Origin of the sequence: Flavobacterium sp. ARAG 55.4, from assembly GCF_051846875.1 — a bacterium.
Lineage (GTDB): Bacteria > Bacteroidota > Bacteroidia > Flavobacteriales > Flavobacteriaceae > Flavobacterium > Flavobacterium plantiphilum.
In genome coordinates this window covers 241,932-267,243 of sequence record NZ_JBPYCT010000003.1, presented here as the reverse complement: position 1 = coordinate 267,243, position 25,312 = coordinate 241,932, and the positions used below count along the sequence as shown (strand labels likewise).

24 protein-coding genes and 1 pseudogene are annotated in these 25,312 nt (G+C 33.5%); 12 read left to right on the top strand and 13 right to left on the bottom strand.

All coding sequences use genetic code 11. The features are described from left to right. The first annotated feature begins 37 nt into the window (after positions 1-37). From ACSV4D_RS05195 to ACSV4D_RS05175, 5 genes are all read left to right on the top strand, one after another. Entirely contained in the window at positions 38-919 is an 882-nt protein-coding gene (locus ACSV4D_RS05195; RefSeq protein WP_073240703.1) for a bifunctional 5,10-methylenetetrahydrofolate dehydrogenase/5,10-methenyltetrahydrofolate cyclohydrolase, read from the top strand. A 234-nt stretch (positions 920-1,153) separates the two neighbouring features. Next, complete coding sequence (locus ACSV4D_RS05190; RefSeq protein ID WP_439227396.1) at positions 1,154-2,080, top strand: magnesium transporter CorA family protein; 927 nt, start codon at positions 1,154-1,156, stop codon at positions 2,078-2,080. A 121-nt stretch (positions 2,081-2,201) separates the two neighbouring features. Next, the gene (locus tag ACSV4D_RS05185; protein WP_439227395.1) at positions 2,202-2,816 is read left to right on the top strand and encodes a hypothetical protein; all 615 of its coding nucleotides are present in this window, start codon (positions 2,202-2,204) and stop codon (positions 2,814-2,816) included. Between the two features lie 3 nt (positions 2,817-2,819). Continuing rightward, on the top strand, positions 2,820-3,113 hold the full coding sequence (locus ACSV4D_RS05180; protein ID WP_439227394.1) for a winged helix-turn-helix domain-containing protein: 294 nt from the start codon (positions 2,820-2,822) through the stop codon (positions 3,111-3,113). Between the two features lie 54 nt (positions 3,114-3,167). Then, positions 3,168-4,547 carry a DUF4153 domain-containing protein gene (locus ACSV4D_RS05175; protein WP_439227393.1) on the top strand — a complete coding sequence of 460 codons (1,380 nt, stop codon included), beginning with the start codon at positions 3,168-3,170 and terminating at the stop codon, positions 4,545-4,547. Between the two features lie 2 nt (positions 4,548-4,549). On the opposite strand, the gene ACSV4D_RS05170 is transcribed toward ACSV4D_RS05175, so the two are convergent. Further along, positions 4,550-6,817 carry a response regulator gene (locus tag ACSV4D_RS05170; RefSeq protein ID WP_439227392.1) on the bottom strand — a complete coding sequence of 756 codons (2,268 nt, stop codon included), beginning with the start codon at positions 6,815-6,817 and terminating at the stop codon, positions 4,550-4,552. Positions 6,818-7,080: 263 nt separating this feature from the next. Here ACSV4D_RS05170 and ACSV4D_RS05165 point away from each other — a divergent pair, with 263 nt between their 5' ends. The 5 genes from ACSV4D_RS05165 to ACSV4D_RS05145 all read left to right on the top strand — a co-directional run bounded on the left by ACSV4D_RS05165 (position 7,081) and on the right by ACSV4D_RS05145 (position 9,779). After that, a complete protein-coding gene (locus tag ACSV4D_RS05165) occupies positions 7,081-7,917 on the top strand; it encodes an ABC transporter ATP-binding protein (RefSeq protein WP_439227391.1) in 837 nt (278 codons plus the stop codon). Further along, a complete protein-coding gene (locus ACSV4D_RS05160) occupies positions 7,907-8,734 on the top strand; it encodes a hypothetical protein (RefSeq protein WP_439227390.1) in 828 nt (275 codons plus the stop codon). Before ACSV4D_RS05165 ends, ACSV4D_RS05160 begins: the two co-directional genes overlap by 11 nt. Position 8,735: 1 nt before the next feature. Continuing rightward, on the top strand, positions 8,736-9,113 hold the full coding sequence (locus ACSV4D_RS05155; protein WP_439227389.1) for a GntR family transcriptional regulator: 378 nt from the start codon (positions 8,736-8,738) through the stop codon (positions 9,111-9,113). After that, entirely contained in the window at positions 9,100-9,444 is a 345-nt protein-coding gene (locus ACSV4D_RS05150; RefSeq protein ID WP_439227388.1) for a hypothetical protein, read from the top strand. The genes ACSV4D_RS05155 and ACSV4D_RS05150 overlap by 14 nt, the downstream gene beginning before the upstream one ends. Positions 9,445-9,515: 71 nt before the next feature. After that, positions 9,516-9,779, top strand: a complete 264-nt coding sequence (locus ACSV4D_RS05145) for a hypothetical protein (RefSeq protein ID WP_439227387.1) — start codon at positions 9,516-9,518, stop codon at positions 9,777-9,779. Positions 9,780-9,822: 43 nt separating this feature from the next. Here ACSV4D_RS05145 and rluF read toward each other — a convergent pair whose 3' ends face one another. The 4 genes from rluF to ACSV4D_RS05125 form a co-directional block, all read right to left on the bottom strand. Continuing rightward, positions 9,823-10,635, bottom strand: coding sequence for a 23S rRNA pseudouridine(2604) synthase RluF (gene rluF, locus ACSV4D_RS05140; RefSeq protein WP_439227386.1), 813 nt, complete (start codon positions 10,633-10,635; stop codon positions 9,823-9,825). Between the two features lie 112 nt (positions 10,636-10,747). Next, positions 10,748-11,590, bottom strand: a complete 843-nt coding sequence (locus ACSV4D_RS05135) for an alpha/beta fold hydrolase (RefSeq protein ID WP_439227385.1) — start codon at positions 11,588-11,590, stop codon at positions 10,748-10,750. A 40-nt stretch (positions 11,591-11,630) separates the two neighbouring features. Then, on the bottom strand, positions 11,631-12,410 hold the full coding sequence (locus tag ACSV4D_RS05130; protein ID WP_408081317.1) for a zinc ribbon domain-containing protein: 780 nt from the start codon (positions 12,408-12,410) through the stop codon (positions 11,631-11,633). Between the two features lie 3 nt (positions 12,411-12,413). Next, entirely contained in the window at positions 12,414-13,508 is a 1,095-nt protein-coding gene (locus ACSV4D_RS05125; RefSeq protein ID WP_439227384.1) for a Nif3-like dinuclear metal center hexameric protein, read from the bottom strand. A gap of 74 nt (positions 13,509-13,582) precedes the next feature. Between ACSV4D_RS05125 and lpxK the strand changes: the two genes are divergently transcribed. Beyond that, complete coding sequence (gene lpxK, locus ACSV4D_RS05120; RefSeq protein WP_439227383.1) at positions 13,583-14,608, top strand: tetraacyldisaccharide 4'-kinase; 1,026 nt, start codon at positions 13,583-13,585, stop codon at positions 14,606-14,608. Further along, positions 14,580-15,392 (top strand): purine-nucleoside phosphorylase, encoded by an 813-nt coding sequence (locus ACSV4D_RS05115; RefSeq protein ID WP_439227382.1) that lies wholly within the window; start codon positions 14,580-14,582, stop codon positions 15,390-15,392. The genes lpxK and ACSV4D_RS05115 overlap by 29 nt, the downstream gene beginning before the upstream one ends. On the opposite strand, the gene ACSV4D_RS05110 is transcribed toward ACSV4D_RS05115, so the two are convergent. The 8 genes and pseudogenes from ACSV4D_RS05110 to murB form a co-directional block, all read right to left on the bottom strand. Then, complete coding sequence (locus ACSV4D_RS05110; RefSeq protein WP_439227381.1) at positions 15,389-17,572, bottom strand: ATP-binding protein; 2,184 nt, start codon at positions 17,570-17,572, stop codon at positions 15,389-15,391. The two genes, ACSV4D_RS05115 and ACSV4D_RS05110, sit on opposite strands and share 4 nt — an antisense overlap. A gap of 8 nt (positions 17,573-17,580) precedes the next feature. Further along, positions 17,581-18,576, bottom strand: a complete 996-nt coding sequence (gap, locus tag ACSV4D_RS05105; RefSeq protein WP_408081322.1) for a type I glyceraldehyde-3-phosphate dehydrogenase — start codon at positions 18,574-18,576, stop codon at positions 17,581-17,583. Positions 18,577-18,650: 74 nt separating this feature from the next. Next, a complete protein-coding gene (gene lipA / locus ACSV4D_RS05100) occupies positions 18,651-19,535 on the bottom strand; it encodes a lipoyl synthase (protein ID WP_408081323.1) in 885 nt (294 codons plus the stop codon). A 368-nt stretch (positions 19,536-19,903) separates the two neighbouring features. Continuing rightward, entirely contained in the window at positions 19,904-20,749 is an 846-nt protein-coding gene (locus ACSV4D_RS05095) for an energy transducer TonB (RefSeq protein ID WP_439227380.1), read from the bottom strand. Between the two features lie 896 nt (positions 20,750-21,645). After that, entirely contained in the window at positions 21,646-22,254 is a 609-nt protein-coding gene (locus tag ACSV4D_RS05090) for a porin family protein (RefSeq protein ID WP_439227379.1), read from the bottom strand. A 195-nt stretch (positions 22,255-22,449) separates the two neighbouring features. Beyond that, a complete protein-coding gene (locus ACSV4D_RS05085) occupies positions 22,450-23,001 on the bottom strand; it encodes an RNA polymerase sigma factor (RefSeq protein ID WP_439227378.1) in 552 nt (183 codons plus the stop codon). Further along, a complete protein-coding gene (locus tag ACSV4D_RS05080; protein ID WP_439227377.1) occupies positions 22,992-24,098 on the bottom strand; it encodes a glycosyltransferase in 1,107 nt (368 codons plus the stop codon). Before ACSV4D_RS05080 ends, ACSV4D_RS05085 begins: the two co-directional genes overlap by 10 nt. Positions 24,099-24,204: 106 nt before the next feature. After that, positions 24,205-25,224: pseudogene (gene murB, locus ACSV4D_RS05075) on the bottom strand (UDP-N-acetylmuramate dehydrogenase); the annotation flags it as partial. Positions 25,225-25,312 lie beyond the last annotated feature (88 nt).

Below are 25,312 nucleotides of genomic sequence, written 5' to 3'. Positions count from 1 at the left end.
TGAAACTTGGAACTTTAAACTTTAAACTTAAAAAAGAATGCAAATACTAGACGGAAAAAAAACTTCGGAAGACATTAAAAAAGAAATTGCTGCGGAAGTGCAACAGATGAAAGCCAATGGCGAAAAAGTACCTCATTTAGCAGCAGTTATTGTGGGTACAAATGGAGCAAGTTTAACATATGTAGGAAGTAAAGTGCGTTCTTGTGAGCAAATTGGTTTTGATTCTACATTGGTAAGTTTGCCTGAAGATATTACAGAAGCAGCTCTGTTAAACAAGATAAAAGATTTAAATGAAGATGATAATTTAGACGGTTATATCGTTCAGTTGCCTTTGCCGAAACACATTGACGAGGAAAAAATTTTAATGGCCATCGATCCTGACAAAGATGTGGATGGTTTTCATCCGGCTAATTTTGGAAAAATGGCGTTGGAAATGGAAACATTTCTTCCTGCGACACCATTTGGAATCATGCAGTTGCTGGAAAGATATAAAGTTGAAACTTCCGGAAAACATACTGTAGTGATTGGACGCAGTCATATTGTAGGGCGACCAATGAGTATTTTGATGAGCCGCAAAGGATATCCCGGAGATTCAACAGTAACATTAACACACAGCCGTACTAAAAACTTAGAAGAATACACTAAAAATGCGGATATTATTATAACTGCTCTTGGAGTTCCTGAATTTTTAAAAGCCGATATGGTAAAGGATGGTGTGGTTATTATTGATGTAGGGATTACTCGTGTGGATGATGCATCAAATCCTAAAGGTTATGTTATCAAAGGAGATGTTGATTTTGACGGAGTAAGTAAAAAATCCTCTTTTATTACCCCGGTTCCGGGTGGAGTAGGACCAATGACAATTGCTATGTTGTTGCAAAATACACTTCTGGCCAGAAAAATCAGAAGCAGAAAATAAGAATTATTATAAATACAAGAAGCCTTAAACGAAAGTTTAGGGCTTTTTTTATGTCTTAAAAATTGCTTAAAGTTTGTGAGATGTGCTGTCATAACTAAATTTAAGCCTACTTTTGCAGCACTTTTAAAAAACAATCCCTCTAATGGACGATTATTATTATCCGGAAAACAGCCAATTAATATAGCATTTGAAACATTATTCAAAATGCTATTAACCCTTTTATAGCATTTTATAATGAAAGCATATTACAAAAATAATAATGGATTAACAGAAATCGAAGCATGGATTCCCAACTGCTGGATTAACGTAGAATGTCCTGATAAAAAAGAAAAAAAATACCTTCTTGAGGAGCTTCAGATTCCCGAAGCCTTTTATAATGATATCGAAGATTTAGACGAAAGACCGCGTATTGAAGTCGAAAATGGCTGGACTTTAATTATTCTCCGCATTCCGGTAAAAAGTAATGATGTAAAGCTGCCTTTCCAGACTATTCCTGTGGGAATAGTTTTTAAGGGAGAAATATGTGTTACTGTAAGTTTTCAGCAGACCGAAATGCTTACCGATTTCGTGGCTTATACCAAGCGTAAGCGAATTGATATTAAAGATAATTTTGATCTGGTTCTAAAACTGTTGTTGTCTTCCAGTGTATGGTATCTGAAATATTTGAAACAGGTTAATCAAAAAATCAAACTGGCCGAAAACAATCTCGAAAAGTCTATCAAAAATGAAGAATTACAGGCGTTATTACAAATAGAAAAGTGTCTTGTTTTCTTTATGACTTCATTAAAAGGGAATGATATTTTATTGCATCGGATTCGCAATATAAAATCCCAACGGGAAAATTTTGATCCGGAATTGTTAGAAGATGTAGAAATTGAATTGCGTCAGGCTCAGGAAACGACTAATATTTACAGTGACATTTTAACCGGCACGATGGATGCTTATGCCTCGGTGATTTCAAATAATATGAATACTATTATGAAACAAATGACTTCCATTTCAATCATATTAATGATTCCCACATTAATTGCGAGTTTGTACGGAATGAATGTACCTAATAATTTAGAAAATAATATTTACGGTATATGGATTGTTATTCTTATTTCATTTTTATTGTCTCTCTTTGGTGTCTTTTTGTTCAAAAGAAAACAATGGTTTTAAGTTGTTAAGAGACTTCTGTACAGATTGATGAAGCTTTTTTCTTTTTGGTAAAAAAAAAAATGAAATTCATGTTTGTTATATCAAAATAAAAAATAACTTTGTATTTCAAAGTACTTTAACTATGAGTCAGAAACATCAAGAAGATTTATTGCATATTCGTTCCATGATGGAGCGTTCTTCCCGCTTTATATCATTAAGTGGTTTGTCAGGAATTTTTGCCGGAATAACGGCATTAATTGGAGGAGCTTATATTTATATGTTATTTAGTAAATACGGGATTGATTATTTAACTGCTGAGAGGAGAGTTTATAATATTGAACTAATAAAAGAACTTATTGTTACTGCATTACTAATTTTAATATTTGCTGTTTCTTTTGGTATTTTTTTTACTGTCCGAAAAAGCAAAAAAAACAATTTGCCTGTCTGGACCAGTTCTTCTAAGAATCTTTTATTCAATCTTGCTTTGCCATTATTGATAAGAGGTATTTTTTGTACCGCTTTTCTGTATCATAACCTTATTGCGTTTATCGCACCGGCAACATTGATATTTTACGGATTAGCATTGATAAATGCCGAAAAATATACTTTTTCAGATATAAAATATTTAGGAATTTCTGAAGCTCTTTTAGGATGTTTGTCATTGTTTCTTTTAGGTAAAGGATTGTTTTTTTGGATGTTTGGCTTCGGAATCCTGCATGTTTTTTATGGAATAATCCTTTTTAAAAAATATAAATAGTTCATGGGAATTATCGATAAATTAAATAAAAATTTTGAAAGCCGTGTACGATTAGGAATTATGTCTGTCCTTATTGTTAACGATTGGGTGGACTTTACCGAAATGAAAACCTTGTTAAGCATTACAGATGGAAATTTAGCCAGCCATTCTGCTGCTTTGGAAAAATCAGAATATATCGAAATTAAGAAAGAATTTGTCGGTAAAAAACCGAAGACGTCCTACAGAATAACTAATCTGGGAAGAGTAGCTTTTAAGGAACACCTGAATTATCTTGAAAAATTAATTAGCGCTAAATAATCTCTTTTTTTTGATCAACAACTTTGAGTTGCAAAGTACTTTAAAATTAAAATTATGAAAAGATTATCTATTATTTTAGGCAGCAGTTTATTATTTACATTGCTTTTTTACAACGAAGACTTAGGACTTAACTGGGCCATTTTCGGATTACTACAAATCGGGTTAATTTGTTATTTCTTTAAGGAAAAGCTGGTCAGTCGTTTGCATTTGGTTTTAGTGGTTACATCAATATTATCCTGTTTTGCTTTTGCCTGGTATGGCGATTTTCCATCGTTTTTAGCGATAGCTTTGTCTATTGTTTTTCTGCAATTTAAAATGCAGGAACCTAATCTTAAGCTGTTGCAGGTATTTCCTTTAGTAATTGTCAACGGACTTGCTTCTCTGGGACGGATTCTAATGTTTAGCCAATACATTCCCAAACGAAAGGTAAACAGTAGTTTTGCCAAACAATTAATTGCTTATTTTATAATTCCGGCTGTGTTTCTGGGGTTGTTTTTAATGGTATATTCTTTTGGGAGCAATCATTTTTCAGCGATGTTTACCGATTATTATTTAGATATTGATGTCTGGCAAGCCTTTGTTCTTACCGCTTTAGGATTTTATATTTCATTTACTTTTTGGAATTATTGGATTCCGGAAATTTGTTATCAAAAAAATGAATTATTAGCGAATGATTTTAACGAAGAAGCAAAAACAGAAAATAAAAATTCGTTTTCGTTTCTGGATATTGATTTTGAAAGAAAAAGTGGGGAAATTACTTTATTTCTTCTCAATGCGTTGCTCATCGTTTTTATAGTGACCTATAATTATGAGCAGTTTTTTGAAATTGTCGAAAAATCAAAACTGAGTTCGGATACTCATGAAAGGGTAAGAGCCGTTATATTTTCTATAATTATGGCTATTGGAGTAATTTTATTCTATTTCAAAGGAGGCTTCAATTTTGACGAAAAAGCCCACAATCTTAAAAAAATGGCGAAGATATGGATTGTCTTAAACGGTATTTTGATATTGAGCACCATTATTAAAAACTCAGAGTATGTATTGTATTTTGGCTTAACCTACAAAAGACTTGGGGTATATGCTTTTTTGATTTTAGCAATAATTGGTCTTTTAATTTCCTTTATAAAAATCAACAGACAAAAAACAAATGCGTTTCTTTTTAATCGAATGTTATGGTATTTCTATGGAACAATTCTGCTTTGTAGTTTTATCAATTGGGGAAATCTGATTACGCGTTATAACATTGCTGTCAATAAAGGGGTTGAACCTGATTTTTTGAAAAGTTTAAATTATAATGAAGAGTATCGTCAGCAATATTTTCCGGATTCATCAATTGATTCAATTCAGTTTTTTGATAAAAATAGAGATATCAATTATGAGAAAAACAAAAGTTTTCTTTCGAAAGCATTATATTATGAATTTGTAAATATTTAAAATTAAGTAACTAGCCCGGTAATTCCGGGCTTTTTAAAATTTTCCTGCAATTGCATCTGTTTTACAATAGTTTCTTCCAGATTTTTAAGAACAACTGGTTTGGTGATAAAATCATCCATGCCTTTTGAAATGGCTTTTATTTTATCTTCTTCAAAAGCGCTGGCGGTTACAGCGATGATTGGAATGTTTTTCGATTTATATTTTACAGAGGAATGAATTTGTTTAGTAGCTTCAAATCCATCCATTTCGGGCATATGTAAATCCATGAAAATGATATCATATTCATTTTTTTCAAATAAAGAAACAGCTTCAAATCCGTTATTTGCTATGTCAGCCGATATATTTATTTTTTCTAAAAGTTTTCGTAATACCTTTTGATTGATTAAGTTATCCTCTACAATCAAGGCTTTGTTGACAGTTTTTTTATTATTACATACAAAGCTGTCATTTTGATTTTCTACCACAGCTGAGGCTGAATTTAATTGAAAAGGAATGTCAAAACTAAAGCTTGAACCACCTTCTTCTAATGCTATAATATTTAATTTTGAACCTCCCATTAAAAGGATCAATTGGTTGGAAATGGTTAAACCGAGTCCTGTTCCTCCGTATTTTCGGGTAGTTGTTAAATCGGCTTGTTCAAAAGCTAACAGCAGTTGTTCAGTTTTATTGACATCAATCCCTATTCCCGAATCCATTATGCGGAAATTTAAATATTGGATATTTTCTTTTCTTTTAATGTATCGTACTTCGAGTTTTACATCGCCAACAGCTGTAAATTTGATGGCATTATCCAAAAGGTTAATCAATACTTGCTGCAATCTTAAATTATCACATAAAATATTATTTTCAATTGCCTCATCAAATTCGAAATGTAAGGCTATGTTTTTGTCTTTGATACGGTACTCAAATAAACGGATTAATTTAGATAATTCTTTTTTGAGATGAACAGGATTTTTTTCCAGTTTTAGTTTTCCTGCTTCCATTTTAGAATGATCCAGAATCATATTGACGATACCCAATAGATGGTTAGCGCTGTGCTCAGCAATTTCAATATATTCAGACTGATCTGTATTTAACGGACTTGTTTTAAGAATATTCAGCATACCTATAACGCCATTTAGCGGGGAACGGATTTCGTGACTCATATTAGCTAAAAACTGTGTCTTAAATTTAGCTGTATTATTGGCTGCTTCTGTATTTTTCTCGAGAGAAATTACATTTTCGGTTAGTTTTTCTTTTAAAATAGAATAGCTATTCAGCAAATAATCAATCTCTTTGATAGATGATTTATAGTTTAAATTTGGACCTGTGTTTTTGAAATTAGATAATATGAAATTAGACATGTCTAATGAAAGTAACTGAATATCTTTAGTGAAATATTTAGAAATATAAACACATAAGAATAATGCAATGGCAATCATCAGTAGGCTTTGTCCAAGTTGAAAGTAAAATAAATTAGCTTTTAAATGATTAATTTGTTTTTCATTAAAACTTATAATTTCAATGAATAAAGTTTCAATTTCTTCGTTCAGTTGATTAATTTCACCATTTAAACCCTGGTTTTGTGCATGGCCCAGCTTGCTGCTTAGCGATACTAATTTTTCAAAATAGTTTTTGTAAGCTGTTAAGGTTTGTTTGGTATTGCTGTTTGTTTTTCCAGATGTAATTGTATGCTGATATAATTTTTTAAAACTTTCTATATAAGTAGTTTCATTACGCATTAAATAATCCTTTTCATGACGTCTTAATTGTAAGATAACAGCTGATTTAAGTGTTTTTTGTTGTTCTAATGAATGCGCTTTTTCACGCATTTTACCTTCAATTCCATAATCTTTAAAACCCCGTACAAGTGCTATTTTTTTGTATAAATTCACATCAGAAATAAGAGAATCAATTTTGTCAAAAAGACTAAACATCCTTTTTTCATTGATAGCAATATGAAGTTCTTTAGATTGTTTGAAAAGTAAATTTATTTCGGCTTTTTGTTCTTTTAAATTCGAAATATATTCTTTAAGGTCTTTCTGGCTATGGTTTACATAAAAATCTTCCTGTTTGTAGCCATACAATAAAAACGTTTGGAAACGTTTGATATTCGCACTAAAATCCTGAGAAACCCTATAGGATTTATAACTAAAATCATTGAGATTGTCAATTTTTCGATCAATTGTGAGATAAAGCAGAAACCAAATTAAAATTAAAACTATCATTACAGAGAAGGACAGGAAAATCTGGATTCTGAAATCGCGAATGTTGGGTATTGAGAATTTCAATTGTGACAGGTTAATTTCAATAGCAAAATTATATGCTTAGTATAGAATGAAGTTTACTAAAATTCCAAGAAAAGGTTAATTAATTGTGTTGGGATAATTTTTTTTACTAATAAAAATCCGGTTATTTAACTTCTAATTGCTTGTAATTACTGATTTTTTATACTTAATTTATTTTTTTGTAAGATTTATTTCTTTTTTGCTTGTGTATTAAAATTTTTTCTTTCCTTTGTGTACTACTTAACCAGTATACTAATAAATTAAATATGATAAAAATTGACCAACTTAGTTTTCAGTATAAAAAGCAGGCTGCTTTATTTACTGATTTATCTTTTCAGCAACGAAAAGGAAGTATTGTGGGATTGCTTGGAAAAAACGGAGCCGGAAAATCAACTTTTTTGAAATTGATTTCAGGGTTGTTAAAACCTCAGACAGGAGTATTGAACATTCATGGTTTTAAACCTTTCGACCGATTACCTGATTTCTTGTCAGATATCTATATGGTTTCGGAGGAGTTTTCGTTTCCTTCTATAACTATAGGATTGTATATAAAGGCAACTGCTCCTTTGTATCCCAAATTCGATTACCAAAAAATGAACCGTATTTTACAAGAGTTTGAATTAGATGCTAAAAAATCTCTAAACGGACTTTCGCATGGACAACGTAAAAAATTCCTGATTGCTTTTGCTTTATCGACTAATTGTAGCTTGCTTATTCTGGATGAACCAACAAATGGTTTGGATATTCCGTCTAAGAGTTTGTTTCGAAAAATACTGGTCAGCTCGGTTTCCGATGAGCAGTTGGTTTTGATTTCAACGCATCAGGTAAAAGATATAGAAACTATCATTGACACGATTGTTGTTTTAGATGAAGGGAAAATCGTTTATAACGAATCCATTTTTGAAATTAGTCAAAAATTACAATTTAAAACGGTAACTACATTATCAGGTATAGAAAACCCAATTTATCAGGAAAAATGTCTGGGCGGTTACCGAATCATAACAACAGCAAACGAACTCGAAGAAACCGAAATAGATATCGAATTGCTTTTTAATGCCATTATCAATAAAATAACCTTAAAAACAGAAAGCCATGTCGTTTAATAACCATTTTAATTTCAACCGATTTGTTCGTTTATTCCAGCAGGATTTACTTATAAACAGAACAAAATACCTTCTTGGTGTTCTTGGATTAGGATTGATAACCTATTTGTTATCTTATTGGTTTCTAAGTTCAACTAAATATAATCTTATCAGAAATGTCGAAATTATTAATGGTTATTACATAGTTTGTTTTGTTTTTTTTATGATGGGTGTAGGTGTGATTGTGGGTACAGCATTTTCGGATTTAACTGACAAGATTAAAACAGCTAATTATTTATTGAGTCCGGCATCGACATTCGAAAAATTCTTAACACAGTTTTTATTGAGAATAGGTTTTTTTATTCCTATAGCTTTGGGAATATTTTGGATTGCCATTCGATTAGCCAAAGCTTCTTTACTTCCGGAGTCAATAAATGAAATTCAATTTTTTGATCCGTCTAAAGTACCTTATTTTGAATTTCGACTTTTGGTAACAAGAGGTGATAAGTTGTGGGATATATGGCAAATACTCTCTATGATTTTTGGTTTTTTCTCTTATGGAACTTATCTTTTTGCGGGAACAACATTCTTTAGGAGATATGCTTTGGTTAAATCCGTAGTGATTTCTGCTATTTTATTTGGGAGTTGCATTTTGTTTTCCATGTTACTATCTAATATTTTTTATCCATCACCACGATTTTTTGATATACAGTTTTATACTTTTCAGATTACTGAGAGTTTAGGCAGTACTGAATTTTCCTTGTTGACCTTATCATTGTTTTCCTGGATATTCTTTTTAGGAATGGCGTATTTTAAATTAAAAGAAAAGGAGGCTTAATATGGATTTTAAAACAACCAAAGGGATTTATCTGCAAATCGTAGATAATCTCTGTAGGCAAATATTAGAAGGACAATTGCAAGCGGGAGACCGGGTGGCTTCGGTGCGGGATTTGGCAGCCGAATTTGAAGTGAATCACAATACTGTTATGCGGGCTTACGCCAATTTGCAAGAAACAGGAATTTTTGATAATAAACGAGGCATTGGATTTTTTGTTTCCGAAAAGGCGCTCGAACTCATTAAAGCCAATGAAAAAAACAATTTTTTCAGTCAGGATTTACCTGAATTCCTTCTTAAAGTAAAATTACTCCAACTAAACAGTGACGATTTAAACGAATTATTAGCTGTAATTAAACACAATGATTATGAAAACAAGTAATATTATATTAATTTCTTTCTTAACCTTTCTTTTCGGAGGGATTACTTTATTATTTATCGGTTCAAAGTACTATAAAGGAGTTGATAATAAAGCTAATTTAACTGTCAAAGAAAAGAAAACAGCCTCTTTTTCGGTAGTAGTTGCTGAGCCGGGAGCTTATCTGGTTTTAAAGAATGGCAGAGAATTCAGTGTGTCACAGGCTTACAAAAAAGATACTAAACCTGATTTTGCTCCTTTTGTAGTTCGAAATGATACTCTTTTATGTCAGCTGTTAAATCTAAAACAGAAGGCAAAGGGTTTACTGTTCCCGAAGTCTATTGTAAAAATGTGAAGTCTATTATTGCAAAAGAAAACACTAATGTCAATTTAAGAAATTATCAGGTCGATAGTCTGTCGATCAAATTGGATAAATCAGATTTCTTTTGGCATTTTAACAAACCGACTTTTGTAAATATTGAAGCTAAAAAATCTTATTTGCAACTTAACGGCAATGATATCAAAGGAATTAACTTACAATTTGATAAGACAATATTTTATATAAATTCTAAAAAAGGGATTAAAGAGTTATCAGGGAGCTTAAGTAACTTTTCAGAATTTAATGGTAAAATTGAGGGAAAAATAAGCCTTGAAGTGGATAAATCCAGTCGAATATTTTTTAGAAATTAAATTTTTAAAAAAGCATTTCGTGTCAATGAAATGCTTTTTTATATTAATAATCCCCTCGTTTCTTAAACCTTGGATCATCTTTTTTGATGAATTCCGTTCGTCGTTTTGGTGCTTCCGTTTTGGGTAAGCTGGCTTCTTCCGTTTTACTGGAAGGAGCTATCAATTTGTTTAATTCTTTGATTTCGGCATCGGTTAAATCGCGGTAACGGCCTACAGGAACATCCAGTGAGATGTTGATAATGCGGATGCGTTTCAGTGCAGTAACTTCGTAGCCCAGATATTCACACATTCTGCGAATCTGTCGATTTAGACCCTGAGTCAGAACAATTTTGAAAATATACTTTGAAATTTGTTCTACCTTACATTTCCTTGTAACTGTATCTAAAATAGGAACACCATTGCCCATACGCTGAATAAATCGGTCGGTAATAGGTTTATTTACCGTTACGGTATATTCTTTTTCGTGATTGTTTCGGGCACGCAGAATTTTGTTGACAATATCTCCGTCATTAGTCATGAAAATCAAACCTTCTGAAGCTTTGTCTAATCGGCCAATAGGGAAAATCCGTTTTGGATAATTAATATAATCTACAATATTGTTGCGAACTTCTAAATTGGTTGTACATTCAATTCCAACCGGTTTGTTGAATACCAGATAAACCTGTTTTTCGTTTTTCTCATGAATGAGTTTACCATCAATGCGTACTTCGTCATCAGAGGAAACTTTAGTACCCAATTCAGGAACAGAGCCGTTGATGGTAACACGGCCTTCTTCGATGTATTTATCGGCTTCACGGCGGGAACAAAAACCGGTTTCGGCGATGAATTTATTGAGACGTTTTAGATTTTCTTCCATAGAGCAAAAGTAAGCAATAATACAATAACAATAGCAATAACTATAGGAATGACAATGGTAATTTCAAAAGCAATTCTTTCGAAATTATCATAGATTGTGAATACTGAATAAATTATTCAAACAGAAATTGATACACTTTTTGGTACAATTCTTTTCCGTGAAGACTGTGTCCAAGTCCTTTTGTCTCGATAAAAACGGCATCCTGCCAGCTGCTGGCAATTTTTTTTCCTTCTTCAAATAATACTATAGTATCTTCAGTATCATGTGCAATGAATCCTTTCGTTTTTATTGTAGAAGCAAATGATTTACCGGAAAAATGATCTAATTGGAGATTAAAATGACGCAGATAGTGGTTTTCAAGCCCTTTTGAAATTTTAGAATTTAGACTCAGTAAGTTAATGTAATTGTTCAGAATAATTTTAAAATCACTTGGAGAACCAAGAATTACCATCTTTTCAAAATTGCTGTTTTGATAAGTAGACTGGTAATACAAACAGGTTTTTCCGCCTAAGGAGTGTCCAATAAGGTATTTGGGCTGAAATTTTTGTACAATAATATCAATAAATGCGGCATATTGCGGAATGTTGAATTCCTTTCCGCTGGATAATCCGTGTCCCGGAGCATCAATAGCAATAATGGTACTGCCTGATTTTTTTAAATAGGGAAGAAGTTTTTCCCATCTGGAAGCATTGCTCTCCCAGCCATGAACTAAAAGAATATTATTTTCATTCCCTTTCCAGGTATAGGTCTGGAAATATTCACCTTCATGTTTGTAACTTTCTTTATCGGCTTCAAGCAGGACAGGAGGTAAATTATCTTTGGTTAACCTTCCATCTCGAGGCTGACTAAATAAGTCATAGGCAATCTGATTCGCTTTTTCGGGGAAAATAAAACTAAGCACATTGATGTAGAAACCAATGGATTTTGTAAAAAGATAATAAACGATTTTTTTCATAATAAAAAAGTCCCGATGGTGAATCGGGACTTAAATATAATTAAATACTTGCGAATAAGTTTTCCATTTTTTCTTTTTCTTCTTCAGCTAAACTACTGTCAACTAAAATTCTTCCGGAATGCTCATCAATGATGATTTTTTTTCTGGAAGCAATTTCAACTTGTGTTTGTGGAGGAATCGTAAAGAATGAACCTGCAGAAGCACCTCTTTCGATAGAAACTACTGCTAATCCGTTACGTACACTAGAGCGAATTCTTTTGTAAGCTGCTAACAATCTTTCTTCGATTTGCTCTTGGAATTCGATAGATTTTTGAGTTAAGAATTCTTCTTCTTTAGCAGTTTCTGCCATGATGTCATCTAACTCTAATTTTTTGTGCTTTAAGTGATTCGATTTCAATTCTAATTTTTCTTTAGATTGAGCAATAATCTCTTTTTTGTGTTCGATAGAAGCTTTCATTTCTTTCATTTGCTTTTCAGCCAATTGAATTTCAAGTTCCTGGAATTCTACTTCTTTAGTTAAAGAGTTGAATTCGCGGTTGTTACGAACAGTTTCTTGTTGTTTAGTATATTTTTTGATAGCCTCTTTGTGGTCTTCAATACTATTTTTTTTAGCTTTAATTTGCTCTTCGATTACTTCAAGCTCACTTTTCAATTTTTCAGAACGTGTGCTTAACCCGGCAACTTCATCTTCTAAATCTTCCACTTCAAGAGGAAGTTCTCCTCTTACGTTTCTAATTTCGTCAATTCTTGAGTCAATCAATTGTAAATCGTAGATGGCTCTTAACTTGTCCTCAACACTTAATTCTTTTGTATTAGTCATATTCTATAAGTACTTAACTGGATTTGTATTTTCTTCAGATAAAATGATTGCAAAATTAAGGATTTTTTTTCTAAGAAAATCAACAATATAATTTTTTGTATAACGTTCTGATTCAAAATGTCCAATATCTGCCAAAAGTAAGCTGTTTTCGGCCTCATAAAATTGGTGATATTTCAAATCAGCGGTTAAAAAAACATCGGCTCCCGCCTGAATAGCATTTTTTATGGCATAACTTCCCGAACCTCCCAGAACGGCCACTTTTTTTATCTTTTTTCCTGTAAAGGCTGAATGACGAATTCCATCAGCCTGCATTTTGTCTTTTACTAGCAGTAAAAAATCTTTTTCTGGCATCGGATTTTCTAATTCGCCTGTCATTCCTAAACCTATATTCTGATGCGTATTTTGTAAATCATAAATTTCATAAGCGACTTCTTCGTAAACATGGTTTTTAAAAAGGGCTTTTAAAATTTTAGATTCTAAATATTTTTCAAAAGTAACTTCGATTTTGATTTCCTCACTTTCTACAAATTCAAAACGCTCTCCAATTTCAGGATTGCTGTTTTCATTGCCCATGTAGGTTCCAATTCCTTTCGAATTAAAACTGCAATCTTCGTAGTTGCCTATTTTTCCTGCTCCGGCATTAAATAAAGCATTACGCAGTTTTTCAGCGTTTTCAGGTATGGTATAAGTGATTAATTTTCGAATAAAACTATGTTTTGGAATCAATATTTTAGTGTTGGTTAAACCTAAGGCATCACAGAAAATTTTGTTTACTCCATATTGATGATTGTCTAAAGCCGTATGAACCGCATAAATGGCAATATCGTTTTTGATAGCCTTGATAATGGCACGTTCTACATAATTTTTGCCGGTTATTTTCTTTAGACCCGAGAATAAAATAGGATGGAAGCAAACCACCAAATTACATTGCTTAGCAATCGCTTCGTCTATAACATTTTCCAGCGCATCATGGCAAACTAAAACTCCGGTTGCTTTAGTTTTAGCATCGCCTACAAGTAAGCCTACATTGTCAAAATCTTCGGCATAAGCCAGTGGTGCCATTTCTTCCAGTACGGAAATTATTTCTTTGATTGTCATTTTTGGATATTTTCGGATAAACAAATTAACGAATAAACAAATCAACTTTAAAATAAAAAATATACTTTCGTAGTATGAATGTACTTCGAAAAATACTTTTTCCGTTTGCTGTTTTATATGGTTGGATTACCAGTATTCGGAATTTTCTTTTTGATAAAGGAGTTTTGAAATCTTACTCGTTTGATTTGCCTGTAATTGCTGTGGGTAATCTCAGTGTAGGCGGAACGGGTAAAACGCCTCAGATAGAATACTTAATTCGTTTGCTTTCGCCAAAATATAAAGTAGCTACTTTAAGTCGTGGATATAAAAGAAAATCAGAAGGATTTGTTTTGGCTAATGCCAATGCGAATGCAGAAATCTTAGGCGACGAGCCTTTTCAGTTTTTTCAAAAGTTCCCCAATATCCAAGTGGCTGTTGATGCGAATCGTAAAAATGGTATTGAACAATTATTAAATCAGGCAGAAAAGCCAGAAGTTATTTTACTCGATGATGCGTATCAACACCGAAAAGTAAAAGCGGGATTTTATATTTTATTGACCGCTTATGGCGATATTTATGCCGATGATTTCATGTTGCCTACAGGTAATTTGCGTGAAAGCCGTAGTGGTTCGCAAAGAGCTGATGTGGTGGTAGTTACTAAATGTCCGCCGAATCTTTCAGAGACGGAACAACTTTCGATAAAAAATAAATTAAAATTGGCCGAAAATCAGGAGTTGTTTTTTAGTTGTATCGCTTATGATGATTACATTTATTCTGAAAAGGAGAAAATTGAAGTAAGTGAAATTAAAGAAGAAAAGAAATTACTTTTGGCAGGAATAGCCAAGCCGGAATCTTTTTATGCTTATTTGAAGAATGAAAAAGATATTTGTTTGACTTATCCGGACCATCATCATTTTTCGGAAAATGATATTCAGGATATTGTAATTCAGGCTCAGGACAATATCATTATTACTACCGAAAAAGATTATGTGCGATTGAAAGGAAAATTGCCGGAAGAGCAACTTTTTTATTTACCAATACAAAGTAAGTTAATTTCAGCAGCCAATCAGTTTGATGAAAAAATTAAAAATTATGTGGGATTTAGTTCAGGAAACTGTTAGTTTTATTAAGGATAAAACCAATTTTACACCGGAATTTGGAGTGATTTTAGGTTCGGGTTTAGGCAATTTTACCGATGATATTCAAATTGAATTTTCATTGCCTTATGCTGAGATTCCTAATTTTCCGGTTTCTACTGTCGAAGGACATAAAGGTGCTTTAGTTTTTGGGACTATTGGAACTAAAAAAGTAGTGGCCATGCAGGGGCGTTTTCATTATTACGAAGGTTATTCGATGCAGGAAGTTACTTTTCCGGTGCGCGTGATGAAATATTTAGGCGTTGAAAAACTGATTGTTTCCAATGCTTCCGGTGGCGTAAATTCTAATTATAAAGTTGGAGATATTATTTTAATCAGCGATCATATTAATTTGGTTCCGGAACATCCGTTGCGTGGGAAAAATGACGAGCGTTTTGGACCAAGATTCGTTAACATGAGCGAACCGTATTCGAAAAATATGATTGCTCTGGCTAAGAAATTGGCACAAAAAAATAATATAAAAGTTCAAGACGGAATTTATTTAGGTTTGCAGGGACCAACATTTGAAACCTTAGCCGAATATAAAATGGTAAAAATTCTGGGTGCCGATTGTGTAGGAATGTCTACTGTTCCCGAAGTAATTGTGGCGCGTCACATGGATTTAGAAACTTTTGGCGTTTCAGTAATTACCGATATGGGTAATGAAGAAAGTATCGATACTATTTCACATGATGAGGTTTTGGAAGCTGCCAGAAAAGCCGAACCTAAAGTCCGAAAATTAATTAAAGAGCTTATTTTGAACTATTAATCAGCAAGATATTTACAAAGCAAAATGTAAAAATCATTTGGAATAAAAGGTTTTGTGATGACATCATTCATTCCATAAGAAAGAAGCATAGCTCTGTTTTCATTTAGTGAAATAGCTGTCATGGCAATAATAGGTGTTATACTGTTGAATTTTCTGATTGCCTGAGTGGCTATTGTACCGTTTATTCCCGGCAAATGGACGTCCATAAGAACTAAATCATAGTTGTTTTTTTTCACCGCTTCTATGGCTTCTTCACCATTATCGATGATCTCACAAATGATTTCCTTATTTTCAAGCATTCTTTTAGTAATCATTTGGTTTATTTTGTTGTCTTCAACAACTAAGATCTTTTTGCCTTTTATTAGGGAAATATCAAATGAAATTTGTTGTTTTGGTTCTGCCGGAGTTTGATTATTGTTAATAGCTAAAGTTAATCCGAATGAAAAAACAGAACCTTCGCCCAGGGTACTTTTGAGATGAATCTCACTTCCCAGTACGTTTAAAAGTTTTTTTACAATAGTCAGTCCTAAACCGGTTCCGCCATATTTTCTGTTGATTTCTGTCGACCCCTGAGAAAAACTATCAAAAACAGTTTTTAATTTTTCTTCGGGAATTCCAATTCCTGTATCTCTTATTTCAAAAAACAGTACCGCTTTTGTATCCTGAACAGACTGTAGTTTTCCTGTAATACTTACTTTTCCGTTTTTAGTAAATTTTAATGCATTATTGATTAAATTCATAAATATCTGAGATAATTTAATAGGGTCACCTATCAGATTATTTGGGATATCCGGGTCAATGTCAAGTATAAAAGTATTTTTGTTTTTTGTGGCTAATTCCATCAGGGAATTTTGAAGATCTTCCAGCAGTTGCTTTATGTCAAAATCAATGTGCTCTAATTCTATTTTGTTAGAGTCAATTTTGTTAATTTCTAAAATATCATTGATGAAAGCAGTCAGGTAATTGCCGGAATATTGTAAAGAGCCAAGATAATGCAGCTGCGATTTTTTAGGATTTTCTTCCAGTAATAAATGAGTAATTCCATTGATTGCGTTTAGCGGAGTTCTTAATTCATGACTTACAATAGATAAAAAATCGGCACGTGCATTCGAAGCTTTTTCTGCTTTTTCTTTGGCTTTTATCAACTCATTGTTTTTTTCGGTTAACAGTTGGTTTGATTTTTTTCGGATAATGTTATTTCTGTAAAGAGAAAAACTTAGCAGTGATAAAATCACTATTAATGCAATGGATAAATAGTTAATTAGTCTTGAGAAATTTTTGGTTTTTTGTTCTTCCTGTTTCTCTTTGTTTAAACGGATTAAGTTTTGTTCTCTTTGTTTTTCTTTAAATGCTTCATAATCATTTATACCTAATTTTTCATTGGTAGCTATTGCAATACTTTCTTTTAAATTAAGGTGTAGTTTTAGAAAAGCATATGCATTGCTTTTATCGAGCATTTTTTCGTAAACGATACTAATAGCCAGTAAGATATTTGATTTTTGATCTAAATTTTGGTTTTTCGCATTTAAGTTTAAGGCTTTGTTAAAGTAGTTTAAAGCCAGATTATTTCGGTTGTTGTGCTCTTCAATCAGTCCCATCTGGTATAAAGCTTCGGCTTTAGTATCTGAAATTTCAGGTTTGTCCGGTTTCGAAATGATACTGTTTAAGATAGCTGCAGCTTTATCGTATTTTTGATTGGCTCTGTAGATAATAGCTTTTTGAAGTCGTATTAATTCATTGTTCCCGGTAATTTCAAATGCTTTGGAAATAGCAGCTGTTTTGTTGATGCAAATTTCTGCGGCACTAAAATTATTTTTATTAATATAAGCCAATCCCAGGAAATAGTAGGCTTCAGCATATTCTGCTGATGGGGTGATAGTCTTAAATAAGTTGATACTTTCGGTTAGTTTTTCAATAGCATCATCATATTTTTTCAGGCTGTAATACAATCGTCCCAGTTTAGCTGTCTGAGCAGCCTGTTCTTTTATTTTAGAATGCTCCTGAGCATAATTTATAGCTTTTTGCGTATACAGGAAAACATCTTTATACTGGTTGGTTTTGATATTAATATTAGCCTGGTTGTTGTAATAGCTAATGCTGTCTGTTACTTCTTTTTGAGCATACAGACAAACATTAAATAAAATAAATAAAATCAGGTAAAATTTGATTTTTAATTTCATTTAGTCGCTTAGGGTTTGGTCAACAGTATTAAATCAATCAGACGTGATGAATATCCAATTTCGTTATCATACCAGCCCACTACTTTTACCATTTTGTCTATAACAGAAGTTAGCTGTGCATCAAATAAACAGGAATTTCTATTTCCTATAATATCTACAGATACGATTGGATCTTCGGTGTAATCCAGTATTCCTTTAAGTTCATTTTGCGAAGCTAATTTAAAAGCTTCGTTAATTTCAGCAATGGAAACCGCTGTTTTTACATTAAAAGTAATGTCGGTGAGCGAGCCATCGGGAACAGGAACACGTATACCACATCCTCCAATTTTGCCCTCTAAGATAGGAAAAATTTTTGTTAATGCCTTAGCTGCTCCTGTAGTTGTTGGAACAATAGACTGGCTGGCACCTCTGGCTCTTCGTAAATCCTTGTGTGGCTGGTCGTGTAAGCTCTGATCAGTGGTAAAAGAGTGAATTGTAGTAATATAGGCTTGTTCAATTCCGCAAAGCTGATCGATTATTTTAATCATCGGAGCGGCATTGTTAGTCGTGCAGCTCGCGTTAGAGATGATTTTTTCGGTTCCGTCCAGGATATGTTCGTTGACACCTAAAACCACTGTTTTAATAGTGTCTACTTCTGAAGGAGCCGAAAGAATAACTTTCTTTGCTCCAGCAATAATATGCTGGTTTAAATCTTCATGAGTTTTGTATTTTCCGGTAGATTCAATAACAAAATCAATATCTAAATCTTTCCAGTTAAGATTGGAAATACTTTTTTCGTGGAAAAATAAATAATGTATTCCATCAATACTAAATCCTTTTTCATCGGCAATTACCGTCTGGGGCAAAACACCATGAATGCTGTCATATTTGATTAAATGAGCCATAGTTTTTGTATCGGCAATGTCATTTATGGCTACGACTTCTATTTCAGGATGGTTTAATAACAGGCGAAAAAGGTTTCGGCCAATCCGACCAAAACCATTGATGGCAATTCTTGTTTTCAATTATGTTGTTTATTTGGTTATTCGTTTATTTGGTTAATCGTTACCCAAATAAACGAATAACCAAATAAACTTTATTATAATATGTGTTTTTGTGCTTTGTAAGAAGAACGGACTAATGGTCCACTTTCTACATGACGGAAACCTAATTCCAGACCAAATTGCTCGTATTTAGCAAATTGTTCCGGAGTAATAAATTCCTTAACGGGCAAATGTTTTTTACTGGGTTGCAGGTATTGACCCAGAGTCACTACATCAACATTCGCAGCGCGAAGGTCTCTCATGGTTTGGAATACTTCTTCTTCCTCTTCACCTAATCCTAACATAATTCCGGATTTGGTTCTGTTGATTCCTTTTTCTTTTAAATAACGCAATACTTCTAAGCTTCGGTCGTATTTCGCCTGAATCCGTACTTCACGGGTCAGTCGGCGAACGGTTTCCATATTATGTGAAACCACTTCAGGATTAGCGGCAACAATACGGTCTATGTTTCTTTCGATTCCCTGAAAATCAGGAATTAAGGTTTCAAGAGTCGTTGTAGGGTTCATTCTGCGAATGGCTTTTACCGTTTCTATCCAGATAATAGAACCACCATCTTTCAGGTCGTCTCTGTCTACACTGGTAATCACAGCATGCTTAATATTCATGATTTTGATGGAACGGGCTACTTTTTCAGGTTCATCCCAGTCAACTGTTTCAGGGCGGCCTGTTTTTACACCGCAAAAACCGCAGGAGCGCGTACAGGTATTGCCCAGAATCATAAAAGTAGCAGTTCCTTCGCCCCAGCATTCACCCATATTAGGGCAACTTCCGGAAGTACAAATAGTGTTGAGGCTGTATTTATCAACTAAGCCGCGAAGTTCTGTATATTTTTTCCCAATTGGTAGTTTTACTTTTAACCATTTTGGTTTGGCTGTGGCTGGAGTAGCAACCGGTGTAGTAGTATCTAAAACAGTTTCCATAAATCAATTTTAAGGTTACAAAGATACGGAAACTTGATTTAAAATGCAGTGTTTTAATTGGTGAAGCTTTTAGCCGGATTTGTTATAAAATTAAAATCATATTTGCTATTCTAAAAGAAATAGGACAAAAAAAAGCAGCCTTTCGAGCTGCTTTGAATTTATATTAAAATAAATAGCTTAACCCGTTGGGTGTAATTAGTTTTTGATAATAATTTTTCGTCAGTTCGAGTAATTTTAGATAGAAAATTGTATCGAGAACAAGAAAAATTATTATCAAAAACGATTCCCGATATATTTTTTACTCCATTTCATTACGCAAAAAACACTCGAATTGACGTTTTTGATAATTACACCCAACGGGTATGGATTTAATTAATTTGTACCACAATAGGTAAATTATAAGTGGTTCTTACCGGTTTTGCATTCAATATCCCAGGAGACCATTTGGTTTTTATAGATTGTAACACGCGAATAGCTTCTTTTTCTAACCCCTGCCCAGGTTTATTAAGTACTTTTATATTGCTCATACTTCCGTCTTTTTCTACTACAAAAGAAACAAAGATGCGTACGTTTTTAGTTTCGTCCAGCATGGGGCTTCTGAAATTATTTCCCACATAACGGTAGAATTTTTCAATTCCTCCCGGAAACTGTGGTTTTTTATCCAAGACTTCGTTAATAATGAGTTCGTTCCCATTAGAATTTGAGGTTCCTGTACCAATACCGGCACCTTCGCTGCTTCCATTTAGGACACCTTCTCCGGTACCTGCGGATAGTCCTGTAGCATTCACTCCGTCCTTAGTGGTGTCTATAGGATTGCTTTTTTCTAAGGTATATTCAACATCAGCGGGAGCTTCTGAGGTACTTACAACTATCGGGTCAATTAATTGTCTGGTTTCGATTGCTTCAGTGGGAGCTTGTTGCTGAATTTCAGGAAGTGCAGGAGCAGCGGGAGCCTGTTCTTCTGCCTGATAAATGTCCTGCAGCTGAATAATAGTTTCTGTCCAGTCAGTTGTGGTGTCAGCCTCAATGTGTTTTGGGTGAAGCAGTAAATTGGGTAAAATGATTAGTGTAGCGCACACTAAAACACCAATAAAAAGGGCATTAAAAGAAGTTCTGGTGGTTTGCTGACGCAGTTGGAATGCACCGTACTCTTTGTTTCTGTTTTCGAAAACCAGATTAATCCAGTTGCTTTCATAAAGACTGTGTTGTGACATAAGATATAGATTTAATGGTTAAAGGTTTCAGTTAAATCGTATGCGTATGTGGTATTTTTATTTAGAACGATTAAGGTACAAAATTTAGATGTAATTTCTGTACGGTTCTTTTAAATAATTTAGAATAATTTTAAATTTAGTTGCCGGAGTCTAAGAATAAATGAGATTGTCACTGTGGCGATTGATTGCAAATTTATACTATCAACCAGCTGCGCCATGCTAATAGCAGGGCTTGGGTGTTGTTTTTAAAAGCATTGCCTATAGTTTAGCCAAGCGTGGCTGTAAATTTGGTTGGCACGCCTTCTATTTTTGAAGGTATAGCCTTTAATTTAAGAAGGCGCGCCTATAGTTTTGGTAGGCGTGCCTGTGATTTTTGAAGGTACTGCCTATGTTTTTGGTAGGCGGGCTATAGTTTTAGTATGGCGTGCTTACTGTTTTGAAGGCATCGCCTATGTTTTATGTAGGCATGCCTTTGGTTTTTATATGCTCATCTATAGTTTTAGTAGGCGTATCTATGATTTTTAAAAGTTAGGGATATTCGTTAATTGGTTTGGTTAGGGAAAATATTTCCGCCTTTAACGCAATCCTGTTCATTGCGAGGAACGAGGAATCTCATCCGGTAACTCCACAAAGTATTTTGTTTGCGTTATTTGCTTATTGTTGCGGGCACAGAATGCAATTCTGCGCTAACGTTTGTGTGTATATCCGAGCGATCTGGGTTCTGCTAGTTTTTTCTAATGAGCCGCATGGTAAACGCTTTGTTTTTGTTATAAATGAAAGTTAGTTCTCATTGCAAATGAGAACCACCGGTTGGATTGATTGCCTTCCAATAGCTATCGGAAGGACGAAGTAATTTTATGATTGATGACATATATTATAAATCGGCCTATAAGTGTTTAATTAATTATTGATTCCAAATTTACGGTAAGGTTTATATATGCCCCATAATTTCTGGCTTTGTTGTTTTCGGGAGTTATTGTATTAGTTAAATTTACTTCTGGTATGAATTCTAAACCAAAATGTTTGGCGAAATTTACTCCACAACCTAACATTCCACCTAGATTTATTCGTCTATACAAATCATTATTTTTTTCACCATCAAGTTTAGCATTTATTATATTTTTGATTCTAAAACCCCCAATTAAATAAAATCCTTTGTTGTATTCTTTATTGACATCATATTTCAAAAGAGTGTGGATTTCTATAGATTTAATTTTCGATTCTTCGAAGATACTTCCTGCATATTTATTCCCGTCGTATTTAGCATAATAATCTTCTTTTACACTACTGTAAATTAAATCTCCTCTGATACCAAAATTTTTATTGAGTTGGTAATCTAAAAATCCACCAAAATTTAAACCACTATATCCGGCACCCCCATTTATTGGTCCATGAATCTCTACATCATAACCATTCATTCCAAGTATTGCACCATAACTTATGTTTTGTGCTTTTGAATGATTGAAAATTGTTAGGAAGAATATAATAAAGGTAATTTTTTTCATTGTTTTTTTGCTTAAGTTGGTAATTATAATGAGTATATGTTTGGGATAGATTGTTTTAAAATTATAATTTATATGATGTTTCAATTCTTGCAAATATAAAAACTTTTCTTACTTGTAAAAGTAAATACAATACAAAATACAATTACATTAAAAAAAAACTCTCAATGCAACTTAATCCCTTAATGGTAAAAAAAACTATCGCTTAGTATGAATAATCTCAGCCAATAACTTTTTGGCTCTTAGGAGTTTTACTTTGACGTTGTTGAGAGGTTCGTCAATTTTATTGGCTATTTCCTGATAACTCATTTCCTGAAAATAACGCAGCTGGATGACTTCCTGATAATGCGGTTTCAGTTCTTTGATGTATTGCAGTAATTGCGACAGGTTTTGCTCGGTAATTAATTCGTCTTCTTTTGACGGAGTAGTATCGGCAATATTGTACGCCTTCTGGTCTTCCTGCTCAGTGATTTCTACAAAAAGACTCGATTTTTTTTTGCGAAGCATATCAATATACACATTCTTAGCAATGGTAATGAGCCAGGTGTTGAACTGAAATTCTGGGTTATAAGTTGCTATTTTGTCAAATGCTTTTGAAAACGTTTCAATGGTAATGTCTTCAGCGTTAGTTTCGTTTTCGGTGCGTTTGAGCATGAATCCGTAAACTTCACTCCAATAATGATTCAACAGAAAAGTAAAGGCCGTCTGGTCTCCTTGTTTTGCTTTTTCTATTTGATTGCTTATTTCCAATTGACCGGTTTTGAAAAAATATTAGTAAAAAACACATTCAGTTGTGTGAAAACAAGTGCTATTTCGACTATTGGAAACCAAAATTTAAGGTCTTTTTCTTTTAATTTTCCAGCCGAAAAACCGATAATAATCCACGCACATAAATACCTTAGTCCAACCAGACTTAACACTAAAATCCATTGAAACTGAAACGCCAGTAAAATGGCTGCCAGGATAAGAAATAACAGCTGCGAACTGAAAAATAAGCCCAATTGGAACTGATCGATTGTTTTATAATGTTTTGCCGTAGCTACATGTCTTCTTTTTTGGGTAAACCAGTTTTTGTAAGTGGTTTTTGGTGCTGAATAGGTGAAACTCTCCGGAGCGTAGGCTATAGTAGTGTTTTTCCCGTTAGCCGCTTCGTTGATAAACAAATCGTCATCGCCTGAACGCACCTGAATGTGATTGATAAAACCGTTTACATTAAAGAATTCTTCTTTTTTATAGGCTAAATTCCGCCCTACACCCATATAAGGATGTCCGGCTTTAGCCCAGGAAAAATATTGAACCGCAGTAAGCACTGTTTCAAAACGAATGATTTTATTCAGGAAGGAATTGGCAATTTTTTCATAGCCTCCATAGCCTAAAACAATTGTTTTGTGTAATGTAAATTGTGAACTCATAGCGGTAATCCAATCTTTAGATGTTGGAAAACAATCGGCGTCAGTGAAAAGCAAATATTCCTTTTTGGCAGCTTTGATACCTAAGGTCAGAGCATATTTTTTATTTCCCCAAAACGCTTCGTTGTTTTGTACCTTAACGAGACGAATGTTAGAATATTGTTGTTCGAATGCTTCAAAAAGTTCTAATGTATTATCGCTCGATGCATCATCGATGAGAACGATCTCAAAATCAGGGTAATTTTGCTCAGCTAGCAGCGGAACATATTTAGCCACATTTTCTTCTTCATTTTTAGCACAAACGATAACCGAAACAGCTATTTTTTTTGGTGTTATTTTTTGTGCTTTGGCGAAAGCAAATTTCCCGAAAACACCTAAATAATACGCAATTTGAATAGCAACAATAGCAATAAAAAAGTAAAGAATCAGTATAAGCATTGGAGTTTAATGAGTTTTTAACGACTGCAAAGGTAAGAATACAATTAGGAATTGTAAATGATAAAATATGAATTTTAAAAGAAAATTTTCAACGGAGTTTATCTGCTTAAATCACGTTCACTTCGGCTTCAATTTTAATGCCAAAAGTCTCCAAAACAGTCTTTTGAATATCTTTGGAAACAGCCAGGATTTCCTGTCCTGTAGCATTGCCGTAGTTGACTAAAACCAAAGCCTGATTTTTATGTATTCCGGCATCGCCAAAACGTTTGCCTTTAAAACCGGCCTGTTCAATCAGCCAGCCGGCAGGAACTTTTACTTCGGTTGCCGAAACTTCATAGAATTTCATCTCCGGAAATTTTTTATGAATGGCTTCAAAATCACTTTTTAAAACTATAGGATTTTTGAAAAAACTACCGCTGTTACCCAGTTCTTTCGGATCCGGTAATTTGCTTTTTCTAATAGCAATTACAGCATTGCTTACGTCTTTTAATCCCGGATTAGTAACGTTTGTACGCTCTAATTCGGCTAAAATATCGCCGTAAGAAGTATTGATTTTATGATTGCGTTTAGTCAGTTTAAAAACCACCGAAGTGATAATATACTGGTCTTTTACGTCATGTTTAAAGATGCTTTCTCGGTATCCAAAATGACATTCGGCATTGCTGAAAGTTTTCATTTCTTGGGTTTCAATATTCATAGCTTCACAGGAAACAAAGGTATCTTTGATTTCTGCTCCGTAAGCACCAATGTTCTGAACAGGTGTAGTGCCTAAGTTTCCAGGAATCAGTGACATGTTTTCCAGTCCGCCATAATTTTGGTCAATACACCAAAGCACAAATTCATGCCAGTTTTCACCTGCTTGTCCTTCAATCCATACAGAATCATCGTCTTCCTTAATGATTTTTTTGCCCTTCAAATCAATATGAATTACCAATGCATCAATATCCTGTGTCAGTAACATATTGCTGCCGCCGCCCAAAATGAATTTTTTCTCTGATTGGTGTTGTTCTAAAACCGTTTTCAATTCTGCTACGCTGTGAACAGCAACAAATTGTCTGGCTTTGGCTTCAATGCCAAAAGTATTGTAGTTTTTTAAAGAAAAATGATGTTGAATTTCCATAAAAGAAAGCGCTTTTTTTAGTCGTGATTTGAAGGTTCAAAAGTAAGGATTATAATTTTTGGTTTTACCGCAAAGACCCAAAGTTTGCGCAAAG